Below are 12,709 nucleotides of genomic sequence, written 5' to 3' on the forward strand. Positions count from 1 at the left end.
CGCAACGATCATTGGTAGGTTAAGGAACAAGCTAAGGAAATGTCGGGCATCATCTGGCCGCGCCACCAGTCGGCTTCGGGTGCCTCTCCCAGGGAGAGGTGGTGCAGGTAGAGGCAACAGGCTGCTGTCATCTCGCCCGCGCCGGCGCCGAACTGCCACCAGAAGCGGGCGCTGTCGTCGCGTGCGGCCAACTGCAGGACACAGCCGAGGATGACGGCCCCGTCGGGGTCAAGGACGCGGTGCCCGACGAACGAGGCCATCTGATGGAGCGCGTCCGGCTGGCTTACCAGGCTCCGGCACAGGGCACGCAGCGCGCCGGCCGCGTCGGTCCGCAGCTTCTCCTCCGGCTGCCAGGTCGCGCAGCCAGTGCTATAGGTCCGAAGGGTCTGGGCGCGGGCCGACCTCATGTCATCGTCGAAGGACAAGGTGCCGTGCAGCAGCCGGTCGGCGACACGCGCGGCAATGCGCCGCTCGGCTGCCTCGATGTCCTCGGCGCTGTACATGGTGTTCTCCAGTCGTGCCTTGGCCAGGGTCCTTTCAATCGGCGACGGGTTCATCGTGGTTCCTTTCGTCCTCATCCAGGCCGAGATCCCTCTTCGGGCGCCGTCTGGCGTAGCGGGCGGTCGAGCGGACCCCAGCAGCCGTGATCCCCACGACATCGGCGTCTCTGCGGTGTCGTAGCCGAGGCAGTAGCGCAGCACGATCACGTCGAATTGCCGCTCCGGGAGCTGGTTGATCGCCTGATAGATGCTCAGGGACTCCTCCAGCTCTCCGATCGGGTCAACAGCCCTGTGCAGGGCACGGGTCTCGAATGAGGCGACATCCACGACGGAGGGACGTCGGCCCCGGTCCCGAGCGACATCAATCGTCCGGTTCTTGACCACTTTCCAGGCGTATGCCTCCGGCACCGGCTGCCGGAGCACCTGGGCCCAGTCGATGGCCAACTGCTCGAAAGCGCTGTCGACGGCTTCCTCGGCATCGGCTCGCGAGCCCAAGTGGGCCTCGGCCCAGCGCACATACCGGGCGCGGTAGAGCTGATGAAAGGCGCAGAAGTCGGCGGGCAGCATGGGCGAGACCGTGCGAGTCGCAGGGCTCGGGGCTCTCTCGGTCACTGTCGTCCCCCTCGCCCTGCCGCAAAGCCGCGTCTGGGCAAGTTCGGCGTTCCCCGGAACGCCGTCGCCGTCATGCACCGCCTCACCCCGCAGCCCTACGGCTATCACCACTGGCGGGACTACCACCGCCGCTTCCGCGCCCAGTACGGAGTCGGCGCGACCCTGCCCGTCCTCGACCTGGTCGCCGACAGCGGCCTCGGCTGGCCCGCCGGATACATCGGCGCCGAACGCCGCAGGGCCCCCAGGCTGTTCACCGACCGCGACGCGCTGATCCTCCGACTGCTCCAGCAGACCGGTCACGGCGACCTCGTCCTCGACGAGGCCACGATCACCGAACTCGCCGAAGCCGGCGGCATAGATGAGCCGCTGTACACGGACCGCTGCGAACTCGCCTTCGAGGTCCACGCTCCGTCGACAAACGCCGTGACCCGAGGCGAGTTCAGCATCGCCGTCACCGGCGTGCCCCGCCCCGGCAGCAGCATGCTCGGGCGCTTCACCCACCTGATGCCCCCGGAACAACAGCGCCTGATCGCAGCCTCCTACACGACCCGGCCCGACGCCGTCACCGCGCAGCTCAGCTTCCCGCCGCGCCGTCGCCGTAACGAGAACGTCTCCCGCACCGCCCGGATCCTGCCCGCCGTGATCCCGCTCGCCGAGCACCCCGTCGAGAACGCCGCATCGATCGGCGTGAACGACATCGGTGTCACCGCCGACGCCCGCAGCCTGCACCTCGTGCAGCTCTCCACCGGCCGTCCGATCGACGCGCGCGTGGTCCACGCCCTGGAGGCCAGTGTCCAGACCCCGCCTCTGGCACGGTTCCTGTCCGAGGTCGCAGGCGCCCGGCACGCGGCCTACAAGCCATTCGACTTCGGCGCCGCCTCCCGCCTGCCGTACCTGCCGCGCGTGCGCTTCGGCCGCACCACCCTGGTCGCCGCCCGCTGGCTCCTCGACAACCAGGACATGCCCGGCCGCGCGGATCCCCACGCCGAGTGGGAGAGGACCTTCGCGACCTGGCGAGAACGCATCAACGTCCCCCGCCACGTCTGCCTGGTGGAGTACGACCAGCGTCTCCCACTCGACCTCGACCACCCGGTCCACCGCCGCCTCGTACGCTCCCGGATGTACGGGCCCGGCCTGGAACTCCGCCAGGCCGCAGAGCCGGAGGCCCACGGCTGGATCGGCCGCGCGCACGAGGCAGTCCTCTCCTTCGCCCGGACCGCCCCCACCAGCCCGCCGCTGCCCGCGCTGCGCGCCCACCGGGAACTAGAGCCCATCCAGTTACCCGGAGCAGGCCCGGTACTCCGGATGCACCTGCACACGCACCCCGACCGGTTCGACGAGATCCTGGACCGCCACCTCCCACTGCTGCTGGCCCCGCTCGACCCCGAACCGGCCTGGTGGTTCACCCGCCACCGGCAACTCGCCCGCCCCGAGACCGGACACCACCTCGCGCTGAACCTGCACGTCGCGGCGGCCGAACACGCGACCGTGACGGCCGCCGTGAACCGTTGGGCGACCCAACTGCACCACCAGCGCCTCATCGCCCGCCTGACCCTGGAGCCGTACCGGCCCCAGACCGGCCGCTACGGCACGCGGACCGCGATGGACGCCGCGCACGACATGTTCGCCGCGGACTCAGCGGCGGCCCTCGCACAGATCCGCCTCACCTCTCACACCGGCATCGCACCCCAAGCCGTAGCAGCCGCAAGCCTGGTCGACATCGCGACCCGCCTCCTGCCCTCCGCCGAGGACGGGTGGCGATGGCTGATCGACAACGTGCCCGCCCACGGACGCCCCGCCCGACCAGAACGCACCCAAGCCCTCCAGCTCCACGCGGCCGGGGGCGGCACCGGCCTCGCCGACGTGTGGACGCAGCGAGGCCGCACCCTGGCCGCGTACCGGCACACCCTCACCACGGAACAGCACACCCCGGACACCGTCTTGCGCTCGCTGCTGCACCAGCACCACGTGCGAGCCCTCGGCGTCGATCCCACCAGCGAGGCCGCCACCCTGCACCTCGCCCGCACCGTCGCCCTGCGCCACCAGCCGTTCAAGGCGCCCCGATGACCGGTGTGAGGGAACAGGCGCGCGACCTCGTACGCGACTTCACCACCGCCCTCGCGCAGCCCTTCGCACCCGCGAGCGACGAACCGTGGGCCGGGCAGTCCCTCGCCACCGGCGCGGCCGGCATCGCCCTGCTCCACATCGACAACGCTGCCACCGGCCAGGCGACATGGCACCGCGCGCACCACTGGATCGGCCAGGCCGCCGCCGGAGACGTCACCGCCACCGACAACACCGGCCTGTACCTCGGAGCCCCAGCTCTCGCCTACGTGCTCCACTCGGCCCCGGACTCCGTGCAGCACCTCTACCGCGACGCGCACGCCGTCCTCCACAGCCACGTTGTGAATCTGACGCATCGCCGCGTCGACGCCACCCTTGCCCGTATACACCGGGGCAACGAGCACCCCACGTTTGCCGAGTACGACACCTTCTACGGACTCACCGGCATCGGCGCCTACCTGCTGCGCAGCGCCTACGGCAGCAGCGCGACGGAACGCGTCCTGCGCTACCTCGTCTCGCTGACGGGCGGGGAAATCCGGGAACCGTCCCGGCGGGGACGCCGGACCTGATAGACGGCGCCCGGACGCGGCAGTCCGGGCACCGCGGGTGTCCGGCTTGCCGTCGTAGACATGCAGTGTGGAGGTCTCCGGGCCTGGGCGGCGGCTGGCTCGTAGGCGTTAAGTCGGGGTGTGACCCAGATACGCTCCAAACCCGCCACGAGATGCTCTTGCGCTAGGTCGTCGCGACGTCGTGCCGCGTAGGTCAGAGAACCGCAGGACAGTCCGGGCAGGAGAACAGGAACTCGCGCGGCACGAACCCGGCGGTGCCGGCCCGCCCGGGTGCGCCGCGCCACCGCCATCCGGCTTCCGTGTCAATTCTGTCCGTGTTGCTGCGGGCGTCGGGGCCCCGGACAACTGCCCGGCCTACGCTCAGCGCTTCCGCCAGTGCTTCCGCTCAGCTCTTCCGCTCACTCAGGACGCAGAACTCGTTGCCCTCCGGGTCGAGGAGGGTCACCCAGTGCTGCTCGTCCTGCACGGTGTCGGCGCGCCGGGCACCGAGGGAGAGCAGCCGGGCGACCTCGGCCTCCTGGTCGTTGGGGCGGAAGTCGGGGTGGAGCCGGTTTTTCGACGTCTTGCCCTCGGGGACAGGCACGAAGAGCAGCCCCGGCATCTGGTCCGGCTCAGGCCGGATCTCGATGATCTCCTCGGATTCGTCGACCACTACCCAGCCGAGAGCCTCGGCCCACCAGCGCCCGAGAGCGACGGGGTCGGCGGAGTCGACGATGATCTGTTCCCATTCCAGTGCCATGGGCCTGAGCATAGACAGGACCGGCGGCCCACCCGTCCCTCCGTCGAAGGGCGGGCCGCCCCGGCGGCCCTGGCTCATCATCTCCCGGCCGTGACAGGAGAGGGAGTCCTGGCTCAGACACCAGCCGCAAGGTAGCGGTGGATCACGCCTCTGCGGTCGCGGTAGCCCGCTCGTCGTGTTCGCGCAGCATCCGCATGACGGTAGCCGGTGACGGGTGCCGGCCCTTCTTCTTGCCGCTGGTGATGACGAGCTTCGCGGCCATGCCGCGCAGGCTCAGACCTTGATCCCGGTAGTGCAGGGCCATGGCGAGCATGTCCGGGTCGGCGACGGTGGCGCCGCCGATGGTCTTGCCGCGTTTGCGGGCGGACTCGTGGCCTTCGAGGGTGCGGTCGCGGATGTACTCGCGTTCCATGCCGGACAGCGCGGCGAGCACGGTGAACACGACCCCGGAGGGATCGTGCCGGCCCTGGAGCTCTCCGGTGAGGAACTCCAGCCCGACCTCGGACGTTTTGAGTTCTTCGGCGAGCGTGGCGAGGTCGATGCCGCGGCCGAGGCGCTTGTGCTCGTGGACGACGAGGGTGACCGCGACGCCGGAGGCGCGCAGTTCCCGCGCGAGCGTGACGGCCCTGTCCAGCTCGGGCCGCTTCGTGACCCGGGTGGAGATCTTCTCCGAGAAGACCCGGGTCACCCCGGCCTCGGCGAGGGAGTCGAGCTGGGCGTCGAGGGACGGCCGGGCGGTGGAGGCGCGGGCGTAGCCGAGGCGGACATGCCCAATCGGCTCGGTGCCGGCGGCACGCGGCCACGGCAGCTCCACCCAGGCCGTGCCGGGCTTGCGTACGGGCGGGGTGGGCACGTTGAGCGTCTTGGCGAGCTGAGGCACCAGGCGGAAGCGGGCGGTGTGGTACTGCACGGCGACCTTGCCCTTGCCGGTCCGGCACGGCGAGCCGACCGGGGCGGCGCAGGACGACGTCGGGCAGGTGTACGCCTCAACAAGGGTGTGCGGGTCCGGACTCACCCCCGGATCGCTTCATGAGGGTGATTCATCTGTCCCGCTGTTTGCAACAACTCATGAAACAAGGTCGCCGCAGGTCGTGCGCCGCGGGTCGGGGTGTTTCACAGGCGAACACCTATGAAACATCGGGGTTGTCGCTGTGGACACGTTCGTCCTGGACGAGCGCCTCTTCGATCGCTTGGCGCAGTTGTGCGCTGTCAGCGGCTTCGATCGAGTCGCACTGCGCATGTCTGGGCCCCGATGAACCCACGACCGAGCGCCACACAGCGCTATGTGTCCGGGCCACCCTTCGATCCGAAAGCCACCGGCGGGTTACTTGTCGCCTGGTTGGCCGCTCGTTAACGGCAACCCGGACGGGGGAGTCCTCCTCGATGGCGGTGTGGTCGGGCAGGAGGTCGGCGACGGCCGTGCGGATCGCGCCGCGGCTGACCCGGTGGTCGCGGGCGAGGGCGCCGATGGAGCGGCCCTCCAGGTACCCGGTGCGCACGGCGGCGCTCTTCGCGGCCGCCACGGCGGGGCGGCGCCCGCCCTTGCTGCCCTTCGCCTCGGCGGCCCGCAGCCCGTCGTAGGTCAGCTCGCGCTGGAGGTCGCGCTGGAGTTCGCCGGCGGCGGCGAGGGTCTGCACCATGAACTTCACGGTGGACAGCAGTTCGCCGGTGCGCGGGTGGCGGGCGGTGAGGTCCATCGCGGAGAACGCGCCGTCGTTTACCGACAGGCGCATCGCCTCTCAGGTCTCATCGAGGCTGGTCCCTGGCCGGACCGAACCGAGCAGCGGTGACGTCGCTTGCCACTGTCCCCTGAGGCAGCCGTCATACCTTGGTGCGGCATCCGGCCAGGAGGAGGGCGACCATGCCCTCGGCGTCGGCCTGGCCGTAGTCGGGGCCGGTGATGCAGAGGTTTCCGATGGCGCGCAGGAGCGTGTAGGCGGCGACACCAGGGCGAAGTTCATCGGTGGCGGCGCAGGCGTCCAGCAATGACGCGCAGGCCGGGACCAGGGTGTCGAGCATGAGGGCGTGGAGGTTCTCCAGCCCTGGGTCACCGGACCCCAGCGCCGCGCCGAGGCCGTGCTTGGTCACCAGGAAGTCCACGAACGCGTCCGTCCACAGGGTCAGAGCGGTGAACGGCGAGGCGGATTCCTCAAGAAGCCGGGGCGCGAGAGCGGTGCAGGCGTCGATCTGGTGCCGGTAGACGGCAGTGACGAGATCCGCGCGGGTCGGGAAGTTTCGGTAGACCGTGCCGACACCGACGCCGGCGCGTTCGGCGATGTCGCGGACGGGTGCCTGGATGCCCCGGTCCACGAAGACTGCCGCAGCGGCCTCCAGCACGCCACTGCGGGTGCGCTGAGCCTGTGCTTGGCGTACCCCGACCGACTCCGGCACGGATGCCTCCCATTTGCTCGCGGAACAATGTTCCGCTAATTTGGCGGAACGACGCTCCGCCAAATTATGGCATCCCGGTACTCATAGAAAGTGCAGGACCCTCATGTCCTCGTCCCACTCGCTCAGCCAGCAGATCGTCTCGGTCAAGCCCATCGTTGTTCCCTCGCCCGGGCGCGGCATTGACCTTCAGGTAAAGGTCACCGCACCCCGGTCGGGCCGGAACCTGCCTGTGATCGTTTTCTCCCACGGGAACGCGTGGTCACTGGACGGGTACGAGCCCCTCGTCGACCGGTGGGCCGCCGCCGGATTCGTCGTGGTGCAGCCCACCCACCTGGACTCCCGGCGCAACGGCATCGCCTGGGACGACCCGCGCTTCGCCACCATCTGGCGCGTGCGGATCACCGACCTGCACGCAATCCTCGACCACCTCCCAGACGTCCTGGCCCAGGCCGGCCTGGAGACCCGCGCCGACCGTGAGCGCACTGCCGTGGTCGGCCACTCCTGGGGCGCCCAGACCGCAGGCGCCCTCCTCGGTGCGCGCGTGCTGGACGCCGAGGGTGTTGCGGGAGAGGACTTCTCCCACTCCGCGGTTTCGGCCGGCGCGCTGATCGGGGCGACGGGCACTGGCGACACCCTCACCCCGTTCGCCGCCGAGAACCTTCCGTTCATGAAGCCGGACTTCTCCACCATGACCACCCCGGCCCTGATCGTCGCGGGCGGCAAGGACGACTCGCAGCTCTCCACCCGCGGGCCGGAGTGGTTCACCGACGCCTACCACCTCAGCCCGGCGCCCAAGAGCTTGCTCAGCATCACCGAGGCCGAGCACACCATGGGCGGAATCGCCGGCGAGAAGGTCACCGAGACCACCGACGAGGACCCCGCCCGTGTCGCCCTCACAGCCGACGCGATCTCCGCCTACCTCCGCGCAGCCCTCAACCTCGACGACGCCGAGTGGACCGCCCTCAACAGCACCGCCGAAGGTAGCGACGGTACGTGGAGCCTCGCCAGCAAGTGAGCTCAGCCTGACCGCCGGGGCACACTCGGCGGTCAGCAGCGAGCGGGGCGGAGTTCGGCACCGAGGCGGCGCCGACGCGCACGCTGGGCCGGTTCGAGGCGCGCGTTGACGCCGCCCGGCCCGTCGGCGCTTCCCTGGAGGAGTTCCAGGCATCCGAGTTCCGCTTCCCGGTGCGCGGCGGGACCCGTACCACTGGAGCGACTGGGTACCTGCCCTCGTGCGTGCTGCTGTCTGGGCCGCCGAGCAGTACGACGCCGCGCTGGTATCCGTCGGCTGACCTCTCGCCTCACTCGGCGTCGTCGTTCTCGTCCAGCTCGGGCGCGTCCGGGTCACGCAGCGGGCGCAGGGCGCCGGTGGCCGGGATCCGGGCGGTGAAGCTGTAGCGGCCGAGCAGGTTCAGGTTCAGGTTCTTGTGCTTGAGCGGGGAGAGCCGGGCGACGTCCTCGTCGCGGATCTCGTGGCCCTCGGCGCGGAGTTGGGCGACGGCGGCGTCGATGTACTTCGTGGTCCACAGAACGATGGCGTTGAGGACCAGGCCGAGCGCGCCGAGCTGGTCCTCCATCCCTTCCCGGTACGCCTGGTGGATGGTGCCGCGCTTGCCGTGGCACGCGTCCCGGGCCAGCTTGTGGCGTGACTCCTCCATGGTGAGCTGGCGGTTCATCTGACGGTGGTAGGTGTCGTCGACCGGGTCGACTACGCGCAGCAGGTGTTCGGTCTTCGCGATCCGCCCGTACTCCGCGAATGCCGCACCCAGCGGGGTGGGGCGCCCCTCGCGGCCGAACATGCGCAGCAGGTCGTAGGCGCGGACCTGGTTGGTGACCAGGGAACCGGCGACCTTCAGCATGTCCGGCCAGTGCGTGATCACCTTGTTCAGGTTCACGCGGTTGCGGGCCAGGTCCTCCACCGCGCCGTACGTGCCCGTCTCGACGCCGGGCATCGTGGCCCGCCAGAACCGCTGGTCGTCCAGGTCGCGGAACCTGGGTGAGAAGTTGTAGCCGAGGATCTTGAACAGGCCGAACACCATGTCGGAGTAGGAGGCGTTGTCGGTCGCCACCATCTCCGGCTTCACGCCGCCGTCCAGGTTCAGCAACGCGTCCAGGATGTGCAGGGAGTCGCGCGGGGTGCCCGGGACAATCATCTGTCCGATGCCCGCGACCTGGTCGTTGACCGCGTTGAGCCAGGTGATGCCGCGCTTGAACCCGAAGTACTTCGGCGACGGCGCCGCGCTCACGGTCCGGACGGGGACGACGAACCGCAGCCCGTCCACCGAGGCGAGCAGCCCGTCACCCCCGAACTTCACGATGGGCACCTCGGCCTGGGCGGCGATCAGCGCGGCGTTCGCCGCGGCGATGGTGTCGGCGCGCAGGTAGTACTGGTCGACGTGCACGAGCCGGGCCCGGGTCAGCGCCTCGTAGCCGGGGTTCATCACCGGGGCCAGGCCGATGTTGCACGCCTCCGAGACCAGCAGCGCGACCACCGAGGTGGACAGGTCCTTCATCCGGGTCGTGCCGTCCCCAAGGCGCACGAACGTGTCCAGGAAGCCGGTCCAGGCGTTCACCTCGAACAACAGGTCCGGCAGGTCGATCTTCGGGAGCATCTTCTCGACCCGCTTGCGCAGCCAGGTCAGGGACTTCGGCTCGCCGAGCGCGCCGAGCTTGTCGACGTTCAGCTTCACCCGCCCGTCGTCCTGCACCCCGATCGACACCTTCGCCGCCGGCCCCGCCTCCTCGGAGACGCCCGCCCGCTCGAAGATGGCGCTCGACCGGCTGACCGGAGTTCGTGTTGGAGACCGTGTACTGGGACGCCGGCACCGCGCCGCCGCTGCCCCGGCTGATCAAGGGCCGCACGCGCGGACCGGTGTTCGTCACCCGACCTTGCCGGGCCCCGGCAAGGTCGCCAGCTCGCGCGACGTGTGTCCGGACACGGGCCTTGTCCGACTGTCGTATGGGCAGGCCCGCGCTCTGCTGGAGGTGCACACGGCGGTCGGCGGGGTGCCGGGCACGGGATGGCGGCTGAAGCTCCCTGGCCCACTGCTACGAGCGCGACCGCGGCTCGGGGCGCACGACGCGAAAGGGCTGTCCGTGCAGATCGGTGACTACGACCCCGGACTTTCCATTGCAGATCCAGTGCACGCCGATGCGCCACCGGAAGTCGCCTGGCTCGTCGGTAGTCGCATGGATATAGAAGTGATCGGGACCAAGGGGTGTGACCGTGTAAGGGAAGTCCGGTACGCCATCGGCAGGTCTGGGCGAGGGCGCCGGATCCGTGGCGTCCGCGGAGAGTCCCACGTTGAGGCTCACGCGGAACTCTCGCAGTTGCCGGGGGGACATCGGGGCAGGTACCGGAGGCCCGGCGAGGTCACTGACGTGCGGAGGAGCGTCGCACGACTCCATGTGCACGTCTAGTTTGTTGATGATCGCTGTACGGTACCCGGCGGCCTCGACGATCAGATGGACGACGACATCGAAGAGGTCCACCACGTTGGCGGAGTCGCGCCACCGCTCCGTGGTCGGTGGCAGAGGGCCTATGTACCCGCTGAAGCCGGGGACCTGCGAAGCGTGAACGGTGATGGGATCTTTCGGTGTCCGGGCCAGCATCGCCTCGCCGCCACGTGTGATGACCTTGTCGAGGTTGCGGGTGACGAGTCCCGTGACGGCCGCGCTCGCACCCGCGAGGACCGCCGTCAGGACCCACTTCTCCACCCCGGCGACAACCACAGCTACAACAGCGGCAGCTAGAGCTAGCGCAACTGCGGAGATCCGTATGACCAGTTGACGAGACAGCACTGCCTTCCCCCTTTGATGCCCAGGATGCCCGGTGGCCGCTCCTTCCGAGAACAAACCAGTGCTGATCAGCCACCCCGTGCCTCCGGCACCTGGCCGTGCAGCCCGCGTTGTGGCGACGACAGGGGCGTCGACATCGGCTTCGGCCGCGGATTCCCCAGCAAGGCCCCGCCCCAACACACTTACAGGGAAGGGAACTTGCTACTCAGGCAGGTTCTCCGAGCCAACCAGCACGAGGCGGAAAAGCTGGTTCGGCCCGCCGTGACGGGTGTACTGAACGATCGGCGCGTGGTCGTCGGTGCGGGCCTCAAGGACGTCCAGCCGCTTGCCGGCGAACGTTCCGATCTCGAACAGGCCCTGGCCGACCGGGTGGAGGGAGAACCGCTGGTTCGCCCCACCGTGGCGGCTGTACTGGACGATCTGTGTGAAGTCCTCGGTACTGGCACCCCAGACGTCCAGACACTTGCCGGCGAACGTCCTGATCTCGTACAGCCCGTCACCGACCGGGTGGAAGGTGAACTGCTGGTTCGGCCCACCGTGGCAACTGTGCTGGACGATCCGCGTATGGTCCTCGGTGCTGACGCCCCAGACGTCCAGGCTCCTGTTGGCGAACGTCCAGATGTGGAACGGGCCCAACGGGCCAGTGTCGAGTTGCCGCAGCGCCTGCGCGAGGGCGGCGGCATCCGGGTACCGCCGGGCGGGGTCTTTGTCGAGCAGGGTCAGCACGAGATCGTCCCAGTCGGGCGGGACGCCCTCGGCCACCGAGCTGGGCGTGGGCGGCTGCTGGGTGGAGTGCGCGGTGAGGTAGCCCAGGGCATCGGGGGCCTGGAACGGCGGCCGGCCCGTGATCAGCTCGAAGAGAAGGCAGCCCAGGGCGTACAGGTCGCTGTTGGGTTCCGGGTAGCCGCGTGCCTGTTCGGGGGCCATGTACGCGGGCGTGCCCACGATGAAGCCCGTCCTGGTGACCCGGGTCGCGATGGGATCGGCTGCCCTCGCGATGCCGAAATCGAGGACCTTCACGACGCCGGACGGTGTGACGAAGATGTTGGACGGCTTGATGTCCCGGTGCATGATGCCGGCTTTGTGCGCGTCGTCGAGCGCCTCGCAAATCTGCGCGCCCCACCGGGCCACGTCCGGCAGAGCGACGGCGCCTCGGTTCAACACCGCGTCCAGGCCCTCACCGCGGACCATCTCCATCACCAGGAACGGGACACGGTCATTCCCCGTGCCGGTCTCGCCGAGATCGTGGACGGTCACAGTGTTGGGATGCTGCAACTGGGCAGTGATCCGTGCCTCACGCAGGAACCTGGCGCGTTCCTGATTGCCGCGACTTCCGCCACCGGCGAGCTGGGAGATCAGCTTGACGGCGACGGGACGCCCCAGCGTCTCGTCCTGCGCCTCCCACACCTGCCCCATGCCACCCTCGCCGAGCTCTCGCACCAACCGGTAACGGCCCCCGAGAAGTTGGTCTCTCACTGCTACGCCTCCCCCTTTGCGAACACTTCCGTCCCTGCTGCTGGCGAACCACAGAACCACAGAGCACACGAAGGAGGAAAAATTCCTGGCCACGGGGTTGCAGACTCAGCCAGGCTCAGGGGAGTCGGCGCTCGCCCTGCTGACCCGTCTGAGCCGTGACGTCGGCGAGGCAGCCCAGGCCGCCCGCGAGCCGCAGCGGCTGTTGACGGTGGTGGACCAGCCCGCCTGAGTCTCCAGCCCGGGACGGTGCCAGGATTGATCCCGGCACAAAAGCCGGAGCCCCGGTCAGCTTCCCTCTGACCGGGACTCCTTTTCCGCCTGCCGTCAGGCGGAACGATCCTGCTTTGTCGCGTCGCCCTTGTGTGGCGGCACCATTCTCGGCCGCCGAGGGGTCGTGTTCGGCTCTGCGGCAACTGGAGCGCGACATCCTCGCGGGATCGCCGACCGCGCGGAAGATGTGGGATCGCCGCGAGATGGTCGAACACGTCGACGGCGACCTGCGTCGGCTCAGACTCCCGTATCACCGAGGCCGGGAGATCGCTGTTCGCATCGTCGCCCTG

11 protein-coding genes and 2 pseudogenes are annotated in these 12,709 nt (G+C 69.4%); 5 read left to right on the forward strand and 8 right to left on the reverse strand.

Annotation, left to right across the window (positions count from 1 at the left end; genetic code table 11):
- Nucleotides 1–8: 8 nt before the first annotated feature.
- Nucleotides 9–1,067 carry an RNA polymerase sigma factor gene (locus ACFVT5_RS13715; RefSeq protein ID WP_389885837.1) on the reverse strand — a complete coding sequence of 353 codons (1,059 nt, stop codon included), beginning with the start codon at nucleotides 1,065–1,067 and terminating at the stop codon, nucleotides 9–11.
- Here ACFVT5_RS13715 and ACFVT5_RS13720 point away from each other — a divergent pair.
- Nucleotides 1,038–3,179, forward strand: coding sequence for a lantibiotic dehydratase (locus tag ACFVT5_RS13720; RefSeq protein ID WP_389885839.1), 2,142 nt, complete (start codon nucleotides 1,038–1,040; stop codon nucleotides 3,177–3,179). The two genes, ACFVT5_RS13715 and ACFVT5_RS13720, sit on opposite strands and share 30 nt — an antisense overlap.
- Nucleotides 3,176–3,745, forward strand: a complete 570-nt coding sequence (locus ACFVT5_RS13725) for a lanthionine synthetase LanC family protein (protein ID WP_389885842.1) — start codon at nucleotides 3,176–3,178, stop codon at nucleotides 3,743–3,745. Before ACFVT5_RS13720 ends, ACFVT5_RS13725 begins: the two co-directional genes overlap by 4 nt.
- A gap of 385 nt (nucleotides 3,746–4,130) precedes the next feature.
- On the opposite strand, the gene ACFVT5_RS13730 is transcribed toward ACFVT5_RS13725, so the two are convergent.
- From ACFVT5_RS13730 to ACFVT5_RS13745, 4 genes are all read right to left on the reverse strand, one after another.
- Nucleotides 4,131–4,484, reverse strand: a complete 354-nt coding sequence (locus tag ACFVT5_RS13730; protein WP_389885845.1) for a VOC family protein — start codon at nucleotides 4,482–4,484, stop codon at nucleotides 4,131–4,133.
- A 142-nt stretch (nucleotides 4,485–4,626) separates the two neighbouring features.
- A complete protein-coding gene (locus ACFVT5_RS13735; protein ID WP_389885848.1) occupies nucleotides 4,627–5,499 on the reverse strand; it encodes a recombinase family protein in 873 nt (290 codons plus the stop codon).
- Between the two features lie 112 nt (nucleotides 5,500–5,611).
- The gene (locus ACFVT5_RS13740; protein WP_389885851.1) at nucleotides 5,612–6,217 is read right to left on the reverse strand and encodes a hypothetical protein; all 606 of its coding nucleotides are present in this window, start codon (nucleotides 6,215–6,217) and stop codon (nucleotides 5,612–5,614) included.
- A gap of 88 nt (nucleotides 6,218–6,305) precedes the next feature.
- Nucleotides 6,306–6,875, reverse strand: a complete 570-nt coding sequence (locus ACFVT5_RS13745) for a TetR/AcrR family transcriptional regulator (protein ID WP_389885854.1) — start codon at nucleotides 6,873–6,875, stop codon at nucleotides 6,306–6,308.
- Between the two features lie 103 nt (nucleotides 6,876–6,978).
- Between ACFVT5_RS13745 and ACFVT5_RS13750 the strand changes: the two genes are divergently transcribed.
- Nucleotides 6,979–7,890 (forward strand): alpha/beta hydrolase family protein, encoded by a 912-nt coding sequence (locus ACFVT5_RS13750; RefSeq protein ID WP_389885857.1) that lies wholly within the window; start codon nucleotides 6,979–6,981, stop codon nucleotides 7,888–7,890.
- A 286-nt stretch (nucleotides 7,891–8,176) separates the two neighbouring features.
- On the opposite strand, the pseudogene ACFVT5_RS13755 reads toward ACFVT5_RS13750, so the two are convergent.
- A pseudogene (locus ACFVT5_RS13755) lies at nucleotides 8,177–9,616 on the reverse strand (transposase); the annotation flags it as partial.
- 47 nt (nucleotides 9,617–9,663) lie between these two features.
- Here ACFVT5_RS13755 and ACFVT5_RS13760 point away from each other — a divergent pair.
- Nucleotides 9,664–9,905, forward strand: a pseudogene (locus tag ACFVT5_RS13760) (site-specific integrase); the annotation flags it as partial.
- 18 nt (nucleotides 9,906–9,923) lie between these two features.
- Here ACFVT5_RS13760 and ACFVT5_RS13765 read toward each other — a convergent pair.
- Both ACFVT5_RS13765 and ACFVT5_RS13770 read right to left on the reverse strand, forming a co-directional pair.
- Complete coding sequence (locus ACFVT5_RS13765; RefSeq protein ID WP_389885860.1) at nucleotides 9,924–10,592, reverse strand: hypothetical protein; 669 nt, start codon at nucleotides 10,590–10,592, stop codon at nucleotides 9,924–9,926.
- Between the two features lie 282 nt (nucleotides 10,593–10,874).
- A complete protein-coding gene (locus ACFVT5_RS13770) occupies nucleotides 10,875–12,209 on the reverse strand; it encodes a serine/threonine protein kinase (protein ID WP_389886648.1) in 1,335 nt (444 codons plus the stop codon).
- On the opposite strand from ACFVT5_RS13770, the gene ACFVT5_RS13775 reads away from it, so the two are divergent.
- Nucleotides 12,166–12,378, forward strand: coding sequence for a hypothetical protein (locus tag ACFVT5_RS13775; RefSeq protein ID WP_389886708.1), 213 nt, complete (start codon nucleotides 12,166–12,168; stop codon nucleotides 12,376–12,378). The two genes, ACFVT5_RS13770 and ACFVT5_RS13775, sit on opposite strands and share 44 nt — an antisense overlap.
- Nucleotides 12,379–12,709 lie beyond the last annotated feature (331 nt).

Source organism: Streptomyces sp. NPDC058001 (assembly GCF_042886315.1).
In the GTDB taxonomy this organism is placed as follows: Bacteria; Actinomycetota; Actinomycetes; order Streptomycetales; family Streptomycetaceae; genus Streptomyces.